The organism is Actinomadura sp. NAK00032 (genome assembly GCF_013364275.1).
Lineage (GTDB): Bacteria > Actinomycetota > Actinomycetes > Streptosporangiales > Streptosporangiaceae > Spirillospora.
Window position 1 is genome coordinate 3,356,891 of record NZ_CP054932.1, and the last position, 14,464, is coordinate 3,371,354.

At 74.7% G+C, this 14,464-nt stretch carries 11 protein-coding genes; all 11 read left to right on the forward strand.

Going from position 1 to position 14,464, the window contains the following annotated elements; translation table 11 throughout:
- Nucleotides 1-370 precede the first annotated feature (370 nt).
- Nucleotides 371-802 carry a division/cell wall cluster transcriptional repressor MraZ gene (gene mraZ, locus HUT06_RS15745; RefSeq protein ID WP_067885190.1) on the forward strand — a complete coding sequence of 144 codons (432 nt, stop codon included), beginning with the start codon at nt 371-373 and terminating at the stop codon, nt 800-802.
- Between the two features lie 247 nt (nt 803-1,049).
- A complete protein-coding gene (gene rsmH / locus HUT06_RS15750; protein WP_176196422.1) occupies nt 1,050-2,066 on the forward strand; it encodes a 16S rRNA (cytosine(1402)-N(4))-methyltransferase RsmH in 1,017 nt (338 codons plus the stop codon).
- On the forward strand, nt 2,063-2,767 hold the full coding sequence (locus tag HUT06_RS15755) for a hypothetical protein (RefSeq protein WP_176196423.1): 705 nt from the start codon (nt 2,063-2,065) through the stop codon (nt 2,765-2,767). The genes rsmH and HUT06_RS15755 overlap by 4 nt, the downstream gene beginning before the upstream one ends.
- Nucleotides 2,768-2,798: 31 nt before the next feature.
- The gene (locus HUT06_RS15760; protein WP_176196424.1) at nt 2,799-5,156 is read left to right on the forward strand and encodes a penicillin-binding protein 2; all 2,358 of its coding nucleotides are present in this window, start codon (nt 2,799-2,801) and stop codon (nt 5,154-5,156) included.
- An 81-nt stretch (nt 5,157-5,237) separates the two neighbouring features.
- Nucleotides 5,238-6,773, forward strand: coding sequence for a UDP-N-acetylmuramoyl-L-alanyl-D-glutamate--2,6-diaminopimelate ligase (locus HUT06_RS15765; RefSeq protein ID WP_176196425.1), 1,536 nt, complete (start codon nt 5,238-5,240; stop codon nt 6,771-6,773).
- Nucleotides 6,770-8,152, forward strand: a complete 1,383-nt coding sequence (gene murF, locus HUT06_RS15770; protein WP_176196426.1) for a UDP-N-acetylmuramoyl-tripeptide--D-alanyl-D-alanine ligase — start codon at nt 6,770-6,772, stop codon at nt 8,150-8,152. Before HUT06_RS15765 ends, murF begins: the two co-directional genes overlap by 4 nt.
- Entirely contained in the window at nt 8,149-9,207 is a 1,059-nt protein-coding gene (mraY, locus tag HUT06_RS15775; RefSeq protein WP_176196427.1) for a phospho-N-acetylmuramoyl-pentapeptide-transferase, read from the forward strand. Before murF ends, mraY begins: the two co-directional genes overlap by 4 nt.
- Nucleotides 9,189-10,664 carry a UDP-N-acetylmuramoyl-L-alanine--D-glutamate ligase gene (gene murD / locus HUT06_RS15780; RefSeq protein WP_176196428.1) on the forward strand — a complete coding sequence of 492 codons (1,476 nt, stop codon included), beginning with the start codon at nt 9,189-9,191 and terminating at the stop codon, nt 10,662-10,664. Before mraY ends, murD begins: the two co-directional genes overlap by 19 nt.
- 56 nt (nt 10,665-10,720) lie before the next feature.
- Nucleotides 10,721-11,920, forward strand: coding sequence for a putative lipid II flippase FtsW (gene ftsW, locus HUT06_RS15785; RefSeq protein ID WP_254715761.1), 1,200 nt, complete (start codon nt 10,721-10,723; stop codon nt 11,918-11,920).
- A gap of 40 nt (nt 11,921-11,960) precedes the next feature.
- Nucleotides 11,961-13,055 carry an undecaprenyldiphospho-muramoylpentapeptide beta-N-acetylglucosaminyltransferase gene (murG, locus tag HUT06_RS15790; protein ID WP_138637705.1) on the forward strand — a complete coding sequence of 365 codons (1,095 nt, stop codon included), beginning with the start codon at nt 11,961-11,963 and terminating at the stop codon, nt 13,053-13,055.
- Nucleotides 13,052-14,458, forward strand: coding sequence for a UDP-N-acetylmuramate--L-alanine ligase (murC, locus tag HUT06_RS15795; RefSeq protein ID WP_176196430.1), 1,407 nt, complete (start codon nt 13,052-13,054; stop codon nt 14,456-14,458). Before murG ends, murC begins: the two co-directional genes overlap by 4 nt.
- Nucleotides 14,459-14,464: the final 6 nt, after the last annotated feature.

The window sequence follows — 14,464 nt, forward strand, 5'->3', positions numbered from 1 at the left end:
AACCCTCCTCAGCCGTCCCACCCGACAGTACGTCGTCGGAACGCCCGCCGCGATGTTCATGGGGAACGCGAGCCCATTGTGCTGCACGGGGCGGACGGCGCACGCCGCGCGCCGCGCGCCACTTCGCTCCACCACGATCATCCACCGCACGCCGCGGCACCCGGAATCGCGTCACCGGGCGCTCGCGGCCGGTCCGGCGCGCGGTGGGGGCGCCGCTGGGCCCCACCTCGCACCACCCTCTCTGACCTGCGGTTTCGTGCGCGAAATTCGTCCGGGGGAGGTGTTTTTCTTGTTGACGGTGGGGAAGAGTGGAGTAGAGTGGGGCGCCGTGGGGGCGGTAGCACCCCATGCGGCGCGGGAGGTGGGGCCGGTGTTCCTCGGCACCCATTCACCGCGCCTCGACGACAAGGGACGGCTGTTCCTGCCGGCGAAGTACCGCGAGGAGCTGTCGGGGGGATTGGTGATCACGAAGGGCCAGGAACGCTGCCTGTACGTCTTCCCCATGGCGGAGTTCCAGCGGATTACCGAGGCTCTGCGTGCCGCGCCGGTCACGGAGAAGGCGGTCCGGAGCTACAGCCGGGTCTTCTTCGCCAGCGCCTCCGACGAGGTTCCGGACAAGCAGGGCCGCGTCACCATTCCTCCGCCCCTGCGCAAGTACGCGGGGCTCACCCGCGACTGCGCGGTCATCGGCGCGAACACGCGCCTGGAGATCTGGGACGCCCAGGCATGGGAGACCTACCTGGAGCAGGAGGAGGAGACGTTCTCCGACGTCTCGGAGGAGGTGTTGCCAGGGATCCTCTGAGCGAATGACTCGTCGGTCCGTTGACCGGCTATGGCCCACGTTCGGCCAGGTCTCCAGCCGCTCTCCGAGCCAGCTGGCGCAGCTTCCCCGGTGCCAGACGGCGACCCCCCGCGGAAACGCGGTGATCTTCCTCTAGGGCAGCGGATGGGGACCTGGCCGGGCGAGGCCGCCGCCGGGGGCGCGGAACGGTCCGGTCCGGCGATGCCACGCAGTCCGCGAGCGAAGTGGCAGTACAGGGGGGTGAACCATGGACGTGGGCGACCACGCGTCCGAGGAGGCCGGCGTGCCCGCCGGCGACCGGGGGCCCGGCAGCGGCCACGTGCCGGTCATGCTCGGCCGCGTCCTTGAACTCCTCGTCCCCGCCGCCGAGGCGGTGACGGGCCGCGACCCCGTCTACCTGGACGCCACGCTCGGCATGGGCGGCCACGCCGAGGCGATGCTGCGCGCCGTCCCGCGGCTGCGGCTGATCGGCCTCGACCGCGACACCCTCGCGCTGGAGCGCTCCGCGCGCCGGCTCGCCCCGTTCGGCGACCGGGTCGCGCTGGAGCACGCCGTCTACGACGAGATCCCCGCGGTGCTGCGCCGGACCGGCGTGCGCGCGGTGGACGCCGTCCTGTTCGACCTCGGGGTGTCCTCCCCGCAGCTCGACGAGGCCGACCGCGGCTTCGCCTACTCCTACGACGCGCCGCTCGACATGCGGATGGACCGCACCCAGCGCCTCACCGCCGCCGAGGTCGTCAACGGCTACCCGCCCGCCGAGCTCGCCCGCATCCTGCGCGAGTACGGCGAGGAGCGGTTCGCCCAGCGGATCGCCTCGGCGATCGTCCGCGAGCGCGAGCGCGCCCCGCTGGAGTCCACCCGCAGGCTCGCCGACCTCGTCCGCACCGCCATCCCGGCCGCGACCCGCCGCACCGGCGGCAACCCGGCCAAGCGCACCTTCCAGGCGCTGCGCATCGAGGTGAACGGCGAGCTCGACAGCTGGCGCCGGGCGCTGCCCGCCGCACTGGACGCGCTCCCGGTCGGGGGCCGGGTCGCCGTCCTGTCCTACCACTCCCTCGAGGACCGCATCACCAAGCAGGTCCTCGCCGCCCAGGCGGCCGACACCACCCCGCCGGACCTGCCCGTCCCGCTGCCCGAGCACGAGCCGAGGTTCCGGCTCCTGACGCGCGGGGCCGAGCTGCCGTCCGACGCGGAGACCACGACCAACCCACGGGCCGGATCGGTGCGGATGCGCGCCGCGGAGCGGGTCCGGGAGGCGACATGACGACGACGAGCAGGCGCCCGCCGACCAAGGCGCCCAAGAAGAAGAGGACGGCGGCGCCGGCGCCCGCGGCGCGGGGCGCGACGGCGACGGCCGCGAAGGCCGCGCCCAAGGCCCCGCCGAAGGCTCCCGCCAAGCCCGCGCCGAAGACTCCCGCCAAGGCTCCGGCCAAGACCGCGGGCACGGGCAGCGGCAAGGGCACGGCCGCCGCGCCCGCGAAGGCGGCGGGCGGCAAGAAGGCGAAGGCGGCGGCCCGGTCCCGCCCGGCCGCGGCCGGGCGGGCCGCGCCGCGCGCGCCGTTCGTGCTGCTCATCATCGGGCTGCTCGGCGGCGCGCTGGTGAGCCTGCTGCTGCTCAACACCGTCCTCGCCGAGGACGCGTTCACCCTGACGCGGCTCCAGCAGAGCAACAAGCAGCTGGAGCAGCAGCGCCAGGCCTACGAGGAGGAGATCGCCCGCGAGGGCTCCCCGGCGGGGCTGGCGCGCAAGGCCGAGGCGCTCGGCATGAAGGAGGCCGAGGACCCGGCCTTCTTCGACGCCGACACCGGCCGGCCCGGCGCCGGGAAGATCCGGCCCGTCCCGCAGGCGGCCGCCGCGTCCGCGGGCGCCGCGGGCGTGCTCGGCGTCCCCGGCACCGTGGTGCCCGGCGACGGCGTGCGGCCGCCGGCCGGCAGCGGCGCGCGGGCCGGGAACGGGACGCCGTGACGCGGCGCGGCAGCGGGGAGCGGGGGACGAGATGACGAAACGGCCGGGACCCGGGGCCGCCGGCCCTCCGCCCGGCCGGCGGCGCGGGCCGGACGGCAGGGCCCCCCGGGGCTCGGCCGGGCGGGACGACAAGAGCGGCCCGGGCGCGGCGCGCGCGTCCGGGCCTCCGGCCGGCGGCAATCCGCGCGCCCCCGGCGTGCGGGCCGACGGCGCGGGGCGGCCGGGCGGCAAGGGCGGCGCGCCCCGCCGTCCCGCGCGCGGCGGGACGGGCTCGGCCCCCCGCCGGGAGTCGCCGCGCAAGTCCGGAGAGACACCGCGCAAGTCCGGAGAGACGAGGACGGGCGACCGCAAGGCCCCTTCCAGCAAGGCGCCGGACCGCAAGGCGCCCGGCAGTAAGGCGTCCAGTGGCAAGTCTGCCGCCGGCAAGGCGCCCGATCGCAAGGCCCCCGGCCGGAAGGCCGCCGACCGCAAGGCGGCTTCGCGCACGGAGCCGCCGAAGGCCGCGTCCACCGGCAGGCCCGCGCGCAAGAAGGCGCCCGCGGGCACCGCGCCCGGCAAGAGCGCCGCGCGCGCCGGCGGCGGCCCGCGCGGGCCGCGCCCCGGCGGCTCCGGGCCGCGCCCGCCGGGCCGGGGGCCGCGCGCCCGCGTGCCGTTCAACCGCCGCGACCCGATGAAGCGGCTCAACGTCGGCCTGCTCGCCGTCGCGTTCCTGCTGTCGCTGTTCGCCGGGCGCCTCGTCCAGCTGCAGACGATCGAGTCCGGCAAGTACACCGCCGAGGCGATGCGCCAGCGGATGCAGGAGATCGAGCTGCCCGCCGTCCGCGGCGACATCACCGACGCCCAGGGCCACCCCCTCGCCATGACGGTGGAGGCGCGCGCCATCTACGCCGACCCGTCGCTGATCGAGGACGACCGGCGGCAGGCGGTGGTGAACGCGCTCGCGCCGACGCTCGGCCTGAACCCCGCGACGCTGATGAAGCAGGTCAGCAAGCCCGACACCCGGTTCGTGTACCTGGCGCACGGGGTCCGCCCCGACCAGGCCCGGCTCATCACCTCCTGGGACCTCCCCGGAATCGGAACTCTTCCGGAATACCGCCGCGAATACCCCAACGACTCGCTCGCCGCGAGCGTCATAGGGTTCGTGAACGACACGGGCAAGGGCGCCGCCGGCCTGGAGAGCTCCATGAACGACGTGCTCGCCGGCCGCGCGGGCTGGCAGCGGGTGGAGATCAGCCTGGAGGGCCAGCACATCCCCATGGGCGAGGACCAGAAGCGCCCCTCCGTGCCCGGCCGCGGCGTCCGCCTCACGCTCCAGCGCGACCTGCAGTTCAAGGCGCAGGAGGCCATCGAGAAGCAGGTCAAGGCGACCAGGGCCGAGAGCGGCAGCGTCGTCGTGATGGACCCGCGCACCGGGAAGATGCTCGCGATGGCGTCGGCGCCCGGCTTCGACCCGAACGAATACGGCGAGTCCGACCGGTCCCGGTGGGGCAGCCCGCTCGTCCAGGACGCCTACGAGCCCGGCAGCACCGGCAAGGTCATCACGGCCGCCGCCGTCATGGAGCACGGCGGCGTCACCAAGACCACGCCCTACACCGTGCCCGACAAGATCCAGAAGTACGACGTCGAGTTCCACGACTCGCACCCGCACCCGCCGGAGCGGCTCACCTTCGCCGGGGTGCTGGCCAAGTCCAGCAACGTCGGCACCATCATGGCCAGCGAGAGCATCAGCCCCCAGCAGCTCTACGGGACGCTCCGCGACTTCGGGTTCGGGCAGCGGACCGGCCTGCCGCTGCCCGGCGAGACGTCCGGCCTGCTGCCGCCGCCCGCCAAGTGGTCGGGCACCGACCGGTACTCGATCGCGTTCGGGCAGACGGCGTCGGTGAACGCGGTGCAGATGGCGAGCGTGTACGCGACCATCGCCAACGGCGGCGTCCGGGTCGCGCCCACCCTGGTCGAGGGCACGGTCGGCGAGGACGACGCGTTCACGCCCGCCCCGGCGCCCGCGCGCAAGCAGGTCATCAGCGCCAAGACGGCCCGTGACATCAGCGACATGCTGGAGGGCGTCACCACCGACGAGGGCACCGCCCCCAAGGCCCAGATCCCGGGCTACCGCGTCGCCGGCAAGACCGGGACGGCCGAGAACGTCAACCCGCGCTGCGGCTGCTACAAGGGCGGCGGCTACACCGCGTCCTTCGCGGGATTCGCCCCGGCGGACGACCCGCGGCTCGTCGTGCAGGTCGTCCTGCGGAACCCGCAGCGCGGCAGCCACTATGGTGGCGTTGCGGCCGCTCCGGTCTTCAAGGACGTGATGAGCTTCGCGCTGCAGTCCGAGAAGATCCCGCCGACGGGGAGCCGACCGCCGATCATCCAGATCCACGCCCGAGACTGAGCGCAGCGAGTACCCTCCTCGCCTGTGAGTCCACCACCCGTGTCCCACCAGTCCCGTTCCGCGAGCACCGAAAGAACAGCCATGCGTCCGACCACCAATCCGGCCCGTCCGCTGAGCGGGCTCGCGGAGCTCCTCGGGATCGAAGGGGACGGACGGGACGGCACGTCGGTCACGGGCATCACGCACGACTCGCGGGCGGTGCGCCCCGGCGACGTCTACGCGGCGCTGCCCGGCGCCCGCGCGCACGGCGCCCAGTTCGCCGGGCAGGCCGCCGACGCGGGCGCGGCCGCGGTCCTCACCGACCCGGCCGGGTACGACCGGGCGGCGGCGTCGGGCCTGCCGGTCCTGGTGGTCGCCGACGTCCGCGCGCGGCTCGGCGAGGCCGCCGCCTGGGTCTACGGCGAGCCGGGGCGCGACATCACGCTCATCGGCGTCACCGGCACCAGCGGCAAGACCACCACCGTGTTCCTGGTGGACGCGGGCCTGCGCGCCGCCGGGATCGAGACGGGCCTGGTCGGCGGCGTCGAGATCCGGGTGGGCGGCGAGGTGGTGCCGAGCGCGCTGACGACGCCGGAGTCGACCGACCTGCACGCGCTGCTGGCGATGATGCGCGAGCGCGGCGTCGGCGCCGCCGCGATGGAGGTGTCCAGCCACGCGCTCGTGCAGGGCCGTGTCGGCGGCGCCCGCTACGAGGTCGCGGTGTTCACGAACCTCTCCCAGGACCACCTCGACTACCACCCGACCATGCAGGACTACTTCCTGGCGAAGGCGCGGCTGTTCACGCCCGAGTACTCCCGCGTCGGCGTGGTCAACCTCGACGACCACTACGGCCGGGAGCTGCTGGAGATCGCCGCGGTGCCGACGACGACGTTCTCCCCGTCCGGGGACCCGGCGGCCGACTGGCGCGCCGAGGACGTGCGCGTCGGCGCCGACGGCAGCGTGTTCCGCGTCGTCGGGCCGGGCGGCGTCGAGGCGGACGCGCAGGTCCGGCTTGCCGGGCCGTTCAACGTCGCCAACGCGCTCGCCGCGATCGTGGCGCTGGTCGAGGCCGGCATCACGCTGCAGGCGGCCGTCCGCGGCGTCGGCGCGCTGCCCGGCGTCCCCGGCCGGCTGGAGCGCGTCGACGAGGGCCAGGACTTCGTCACCCTCGTCGACTACTCGCACAAGCCGGGCGCGGTCGAGGCCGTGCTGACCGCGTTGCGGCCCGTCACCGAGGGCGAGCTCACGGTGGTGCTCGGCTGCGGCGGCGACCGCGACCGCGGCAAGCGGCCGCTCATGGGGGAGGCCGCCGCGCGGCTGGCCGACATGGCGTATTTCACCAACGACAACCCGCGGTCCGAAGATCCACTGGCCATCCTCGCCGCTATGGTCGAGGGCGGGCTCAAGGTGCCCCAGCCCGAGCGCGCGCACATCGTCGTGGAGCCCGACCGCGCCGCCGCGATCGGGCTGGCCGTCGGCCGGGCCCGCCGCGGCGACGTCGTCGTCGTCGCGGGCAAGGGCCACGAGCAGGGGCAGAGCGTGGCGGGCGAGACCCATCCGTTCGACGACCGCGAGGTCGTCCGCGCGGCGCTGCGGCGCCGGAGACAAGGGACTAGAGGGGACGGGACGCAGGCGTGATCCCACTTCCGCTGGCGACGATCGCGGAGATCACGGGAGGCGCCCTTCACGGGCCGCCGGACGTCGTGGTGAGCGGTCCCGTGGTCATCGACTCCCGCGCCGTGGAGCCCGGGGCGCTGTTCGCGGCGTTCAAGGGCGAGCGCGCGGACGGGCACGACTTCGCCGCCGGGGCGCTGGCCGCCGGGGCCGCCGCGGTGCTGGCGCAGCGCCCGGTCGAGGGGCCGTGCGTGGTCGCCCCCGACGTCCAGGAGGCGCTCGGGCGGCTGGCCGGGGGCGTGCTGGAGCGGCTCCCGGACCTCACGGTCATCGCGGTGACCGGCTCGGCCGGCAAGACCTCCACCAAGGACCTCATCGCGCAGGTGGTGGGCCGCGCCGGCCCGACGGTGCACCCGCCCGGCTCGTTCAACAACGAGATCGGGCTGCCGCTGACCGCGCTGCGCGCCGACGCCGGCACCCGCCACCTCGTCCTGGAGATGGGCGCCCGCGGCATCGGCCATATCGCCTACCTGACCGGGATCGCGCGGCCCGACGTCGGGGTGGTGCTGAACGTCGGCACCGCGCACGTCGGGGAGTTCGGCGGCCGGGAGAACATCGCCCGCGCCAAGGGCGAGATCGTCGAGGCGGTGCCGCCGGGCGGGACGGCCGTGCTGAACGCCGACGACCCGCTGGTCGCCGCGATGGCGTCCCGCACCCGGGGCGAGGTCGTCACGTTCGGCCGCGGCCCGGACGCGGTCGTCCGCGCGACCGGCGAGACGCTCGACGAGCAGGGCCGCGCCCGGTTCACCCTCGTCACCCCGGAGGGGGCGGCGCCGGTCGCGCTGCGCCTGCACGGGTCGCACGCCGTCCCGAACGCGCTCGCCGCGGCCGCCGCCGCGCGCGCCGCCGGGCTGGCGCCGGACGCGGTCGCCGAGGCGCTGTCGGCAGCGGTGCCGGTCAGCCGGTGGCGGATGGAGGTCACCGAGCGGCCCGACGGGGTGACCGTGGTGAACGACGCCTACAACGCCAACCCCGACTCGACGCTCGCCGCGCTCGACGTGCTGGTCCACATGGCCCGCGGGCGGCGCGCCTTCGCGGTGCTGGGGGAGATGGCCGAACTCGGCGCCTCCTCCGTGGCGGAACATGCCAAGATCGGGCAGCATGTCGCGCGCAGCGGGATCGCCGGGCTCGTGGTGGTCGGCGCGAATGCGGCGGCGATGGCCGAAGGGGCCGGGCAGGTGGCCTCATGGACGGGAGAGTGCGTACAGGTGGATGACGTCGGCGCGGCGGTGGCCGCGCTCAGCGAGCGGCTCGCGCCGCGGGACGTCGTGCTGGTGAAGGGCTCGCGCGTGGCCGGGCTGGAACGGGTGGCCGAGGCGCTGCTGGCGGAGGCCGCCCGATGACCAACATCATCATCGCCGCGGGGATCGCGCTGGTCTTCGTGGTGGTCGGCACGCCGGTGTGGATCCGGATCGTCAACCGGCTCGGCTACGGACAGATGATCCGCGACGAGGGCCCCGAGGCGCACCTCAAGAAGCGCGGCACCCCCACGATGGGCGGGGCGGTCTTCATCGTCGGCGCGCTCGTCGGCTACGCCGCGGCGCACCTGGTCACCGGCGAGGAGCCGACGATCTCCGGCGTGCTCGTGCTGTTCCTGATGACGGGCCTCGGGCTCGTCGGCTTCGTCGACGACTACATCAAGGTGTTCAAGCAGCGCAGCCTCGGCCTGCGCAGCGGCGCCAAGATGGTCGGGATCATCCTCGTCGGCGTCGTGTTCGCCGTCGGGTCGCTGAACTTCCCCAACGGCTACGACGTCACCCCCGCCGACCCCCACCTGTCCTTCCTGCGCGACTTCGGCCCCTCGATCGGCCCGTACCTGTTCGTGCTGTGGGCGCTGCTGCTCATCGCGGCGATGTCCAACGGCGTGAACCTCACCGACGGGCTGGACGGCCTCGCCGCGGGCCCGGCCGGCATGGTGCTGGCCGCCTACGTGATCATCGGCAACTGGCAGCTGCGCAACAGCTGCGCCGCCGCCCTCGCCCCCAACTGCTACAGCGTCCGCGACCCCCTCGACCTCGCGGTGGTCGCCGCGGCCGTGCTCGGCGGCGTGTTCGGTTTCCTGTGGTGGAACGCCCCGCCCGCGAAGATCTTCATGGGCGACACCGGCTCGCTGGCGCTCGGCGGCGTGCTGGTCGGCCTCGCGATCCTCACCCGCACCCAGTTCCTGCTCGCGATCCTCTGCGGCCTCATCGTGATGATCACGCTGTCGGTGATGATCCAGGTCGGCGGGTTCAAGATGACCGGGAAACGGGTGTTCAAGATGGCCCCGCTGCAGCACCACTTCGAGCTGTCCGGCTGGGCCGAGACCACGATCGTCGTGCGCTTCTGGCTGATGTCCGCACTGTTCACCGCGGCCGGGCTCGGCCTGTTCTACCTGGAATGGATGCCGAAGAAGTGAACCAGCCCTGGGACGGCCTGCCGGTGTGCGTGGCCGGGCTCGGCGTGTCCGGCCGCGCCGCCGCGCGCGTCCTCGCCGGCCGCGGCGCCCGCGTCACGATCGTGGACGCCCGCGACGGCGACGAACAGCGCGGCCACGCCGCCGAGCTGGCGGCCCGCGGGGTCGCCGTGCGGCTCGGCGACGGCGAGCGCCTTCCCGAGGGCACCGAACTGGTCGTGACCTCGCCCGGCTGGCGGCCGGACGTGCCGCTGCTCGCCGCGGCCGCCGCCGCGGGCATCGAGATCATCGGCGAGGTGGAGCTGGCCTGGCGGCTGCGCGGGCCGGACGCCGCGCCGTGGCTGGCCATCACCGGGACGGACGGCAAGACCACCGTCGTCCGCATGCTGGCCTGCATGCTCACCGCCGCCGGGCACAAGGCCCTCGCGGTCGGCAACGTGGGCACCCCGATCGTGGAGGCCATAGGGGGTTCCGGGGGGTCTGGGGGGTCGCCCCCCCAGGAAGAGCACAGCGAGCCGTACGACGTTCTCGCGGTGGAGCTGTCGAGCTACCAGCTGCACTGGTCCAGCTCGCTCGCGCCGGAGGCGGCCGTCGTGCTGAACGTCGCCCCCGACCACCTCGACTGGCACGGCACCATGGACGCCTACGTCGGCGCCAAGGGCAAGATCTACGCGCCGGGCACCGTCGCGGTCTACAACGCCGACGACGACACCTCCGCGGCGCTCGCCGAACGCGCCGAGGGCGTCCGCGGCCGGGTCGGGTTCACCCTCCGGGTGCCGCGCCCCGGCGAGCTCGGCGTCGTCGAGGACCTCCTGGTCGACCGGGCCCTCACCGACGACCCCGCGCACCACGCCGCCGAGCTGGCCGCGCTGGAGGACGTCCGCCCGTACGCGCCGCACAACGTCGCGAACGCGCTGGCCGCCGCCGCGCTGGCGCGCGCGTTCGGGGTGCCGCCGGAGGCGGTCCGCGCGGGCCTGCGGGCGTTCGTCCCGGACCCGCACCGCATCCAGCACGTCGCCGACGTCGCCGGCGTCGCCTACGTCAACGACTCCAAGGCCACCCAGCCGCACGCCGCCGCCGCGTCCCTCGCCGCCTACGAGCCCGTCGTGTGGATCGCCGGGGGCCTGCTCAAGGGGCTGGACGTCGACGACCTCGTGCGCTCGTGCGCCGCGCGGCTGCGCGGCGTGGTGCTGATGGGGCGCGACCGGCACCGGATCGCGGAGGCACTCGCGCGACACGCCCCGGATGTCCCCGTCGTCGACGTCTCCGACACCGACACTGGGGCCATGGAACGCGTCGTCAACGAAGCCTCCGCCCTCGCCCGCCCCGGGGACACCGTGCTCCTCGCGCCCGTCGGGGCGTCCTTCGACATGTTCGCCAACTACCCGGCCCGCGGCGAGGCGTTCATCGCGGCCGTCGAACGCCTCGCCGGGGCGGCCGGCGCCGGGGCGGCCGAGTAGCCGTGACCGCCGCTGCCGAGGAGGAGGGCGGCGGGCGTCCGGGGCCGCGCGAGCACGTGGCCGCCGCCGTCGGGCTGCTCGACCGGCCCCTCACCTCCTACTACCTGGTGCTGGGCTGCTCGATCATGCTGCTCGCGCTCGGCCTGACGATGGTGCTGTCGGCCTCCAGCGTGAAGCAGCTCCAGGCGACGGGCTCGGCGTACACGCTGTTCCAGAAGCAGGCGGTGTGGATGGCGATCGGGCTGCCCGCCATGTGGGTGGCGTCCCGGCTGCCGGTGAAGACGTTCCGCGCGCTCGCCTACCCCCTGGTGCTGCTGTCGGTCGTCGCGCTGGGGCTGGTGCTCGTGCCGGGGCTCGGCCGCAGCGCGGGCGGCGCCACCCGCTGGGTCGACATCGGCCCGCTGCAGATCCAGCCGTCCGAGCTCGCCAAGCTCGGCCTCGTGCTGTGGGGCGCCGACCTGCTGGCCCGCAAGGACCGGCTCGGCCAGCTCACCGAGTGGCGGCCGCTGCTCGTGCCGCTGATGCCGGGCGCCGGGATCCTCGTCCTGCTCGTCATGCTGGGCAGCGACCTCGGCACCACGCTGGTGCTCCTCACCATCTTCCTCGCGCTGCTGTGGGTCGTCGGCGCGCCCGGCCGGCTGTTCGTCGGCATCGCCGGGCTCGTGTGCCTGCTGGTGTCGATCCTCATCGTCGTCGAGCCGTACCGGATGCAGCGCCTGACCGGGTTCCTCGACCCGTCGGGCAACAAGCTGACCACCAACTACCAGGGCACCCAGGGGCTGTACGCGCTCGCGTCCGGCGGGCTGTTCGGCACCGGCCTCGGCGAGGGCCGCGCCAAGTGGGACTACCTCCCGCACGCCGAGACCGACTTCATCTTCGCGATCGTGGGGGAGGAGTTCGGCCTCGTCGGCACCCTCGTCGTCGTCGGCCTGTTCGGCACGCTCGCCTACGCCGGGCTGCGCATCGCGCGCCGCGTGAAGGACCCCTTCACCCGGCTCGCCGCCGCGGGCGTGACCGCCTGGCTGGTCGTGCAGGCCATCGTGAACATCGGCGCCGTCATCGCCGTGCTGCCCATCACGGGGATCCCGCTCCCGCTGGTGTCCTACGGCGGTTCGGCGCTCATCCCGAGCCTGTTCGCGCTCGGGATGCTGCTCGCCTTCGCCAAACGGGAGCCCGGCGCGCGGCAGGCACTCTCCGCACGTGGCCCCGGACCCGTCGTGAGGGCTCTAAGCTGGCTGGGTCTGGCACGGCGTTGAAATCCCCCCTTTCGAACACGCTGAGGAGTTGTCAACGAGCATGAGGGTTGTCCTGGCCGGCGGGGGCACCGCCGGACACATCGAGCCCGCCCTGGCCCTCGCCGACGCGCTGCGCCGCAACGACCCGAACACCGGGATCGTCTGCCTCGGGACCGAGCGGGGGCTGGAGACCCGCCTGGTCCCGCAGCGGGGGTACGAGCTCGCGCTGATCCCGCCGGTGCCGCTGCCGCGCACGCTGACCCCGCAGCTGCTGTCGGTGCCCGGCCGGCTGCGCGGCGCGATCAACGCCGCGGCGGCCGTCCTGGACCAGGCCCAGGCCGACATCCTGGTCGGCTTCGGCGGCTACGTCGCCACGCCCGGCTACCTCGCGGCCCGCAAGCGCAAGGTGCCGATCATCGTGCACGAGGCCAACCCCAAGCCCGGCCTCGCCAACAAGCTCGGCGCCCGCTTCACCGAGCACGTCGCCGTCTCGCACGCCGACTCGCCGCTGCCGAACCCGACGTTCGTCGGGATCCCGCTGCGCCGCGAGATCGCCACCCTCGACCGGCTCGCGATGGGCGACAAGGCCCGCTCCTACTTCGGGCTGCTGCCCGACCTGCCCACGCTGCTGATCTTCGGCGGCTCGCAGGGCGCCCGCTCGCTGAACCAGGCCGCGGTGGCCGCCGCGCCGTACTTCCGGCAGGCCGGCATCCAGGTGCTGCACATCGTCGGGCCGAAGAACACCGAGGAGCCCGAGCCCGCGTCCGGCGGCCCGCAGTACGTCACGATCCCCTACTGCGACCGGATGGACCTCGCCTACGCCGCCGCCGACATGGCGATGTGCCGGGCGGGCGCGATGACCTGCGCCGAGCTGGCCGCCGTCGCGCTGCCCGCGGTGTACGTGCCGCTGCCGATCGGCAACGGCGAGCAGCGCCTGAACGCCGAGCCGATCGTCGCGGCGGGCGGCGGCATGCTGGTCGACAACGCCGAGCTGTCGCCCGACTGGATCGCCGCGCACCTGCTGCCGGTGCTGGCCGACCCGGCCCGGGTCGCGCACATGTCGGAGGCCGCCGGCCGGATGGGCCGCCGGGACGCCGACGTCGCGCTCGCCCGCATGGTGTACGACGTGGTCCGCGCGGCGGGCGCCGCGCGATGAGCCTGATCGACCCGAGCGCGGTGGTGCCGGCCGGCGAGCTCGGCCGGGTCCACTTCATCGCCATCGGGGGCGCCGGGATGTCCGGCATCGCCCGCATCATGCTGCGCCGGGGGATGGCGGTGTCCGGCAGCGACGCCCGCGACTCCGAACTGCTCGGCCAGCTCGGCGACCTCGGCGCCAAGGTGTTCGTCGGGCACGACGAGGCGCACGTCGGCGAGGCCGACACGGTGGTGGTCTCCACGGCGATCCGGGAGTCCAACCCCGAGCTGGTCGCCGCCCGCGCGCGGGGGCTGCGCGTCCTGCACCGGTCCGCGGCGCTCGCGTCCCTGATGGCCGGGCGGCGCGCCGTCGCGGTCGCCGGGACGCACGGCAAGACCACCACGACGTCGATGCTGACGGTCGCGCTCCAGCACGCGGGCGCCGACCCGTCCTACTGCATCGGCGGGCAGCTGGTCACCACGGGCCTCGGCGCCGACGAGGGCACCGGCGACGTGTTCGTCGCCGAGGCCGACGAGAGCGACGGCTCGTTCCTCATGTACACCCCGCACATCGCGGTCGTCACCAACGTCGAGGCCGACCACCTCGACAACTACGGCGGCTTCGAGAAGGTGAAGGAGAACTTCGCCCGGTTCGTCGACCGGGTCGAGCCGGGCGGGACGCTCGTCGCGGGCGCCGACGACCCGGTCGCGATGGAACTGGCCGCGCTCGCGCGGGCGCGCGGGCTGACCGTCCGCACCTACGGCGAGGCCGAGGGCGCCGACCTGCGGGTGACCGGTTTCACGCCGCGCGGCCTCGGCTCCCGGTTCGAGATCGAGGGCGCCGGCGAGGTCGCGCTGGGCGTGCCCGGCCGGCACAACGCGCTCAACGCCACCGCCGTCATCGCGGTCGCGCGGGCGCTCGGGCTGGACGACGCGCCGGTGCGGGCGGGCCTCGCCGCGTTCGGCGGCGCGATGCGGCGGCTGGAGCGCAAGGGCGCGGCGGGCGGCGTCGAGGTGTTCGACAGCTACGCCCACCACCCCACCGAGCTGACCGCCGACCTGGAGGCCACCCGCGACTACCTGGGGGAGAAGGGCGAGGGCGGCCGCATCGTCGCGGTGTTCCAGCCGCACCTGTACAGCCGCACCCGGTTCTTCGCCGCCGAGTTCGGCGCGGCGCTCGGCCGCGCCGACGTCGCGGTGGTGCTCGACGTGTACGGCGCCCGCGAGGACCCGGAGCCCGGGGTGACCGGCGCGCTCATCGCGGACGCCGTCCCGGCCGGCACCGAGACCGTGTACGCACCCGTCCGGGACGAGGTGCCCGGCATCGCGGCGTCCCTGGCCCGGCCCGGCGACGTCGTCATCACGCTCGGCGCCGGGGACGTGACGCAGCTCGGGCCGCTCGTCCTGGAGCGCCTCGGCGGGTGACACGCC

Coding starts and splice junctions, on each gene's coding strand:
- rsmH (WP_176196422.1), top strand. CDS start 1,050: ATGGACGTGGGCGACCACGCGTCCGAGGAGGCCGGCGTGCCCGCCGGC.
- HUT06_RS15755 (WP_176196423.1), top strand. CDS start 2,063: ATGACGACGACGAGCAGGCGCCCGCCGACCAAGGCGCCCAAGAAGAAG.
- HUT06_RS15760 (WP_176196424.1), top strand. CDS start 2,799: ATGACGAAACGGCCGGGACCCGGGGCCGCCGGCCCTCCGCCCGGCCGG.
- HUT06_RS15765 (WP_176196425.1), top strand. CDS start 5,238: ATGCGTCCGACCACCAATCCGGCCCGTCCGCTGAGCGGGCTCGCGGAG.
- mraY (WP_176196427.1), top strand. CDS start 8,149: ATGACCAACATCATCATCGCCGCGGGGATCGCGCTGGTCTTCGTGGTG.
- murD (WP_176196428.1), top strand. CDS start 9,189: ATGGATGCCGAAGAAGTGAACCAGCCCTGGGACGGCCTGCCGGTGTGC.
- murG (WP_138637705.1), top strand. CDS start 11,961: ATGAGGGTTGTCCTGGCCGGCGGGGGCACCGCCGGACACATCGAGCCC.
- murC (WP_176196430.1), top strand. CDS start 13,052: ATGAGCCTGATCGACCCGAGCGCGGTGGTGCCGGCCGGCGAGCTCGGC.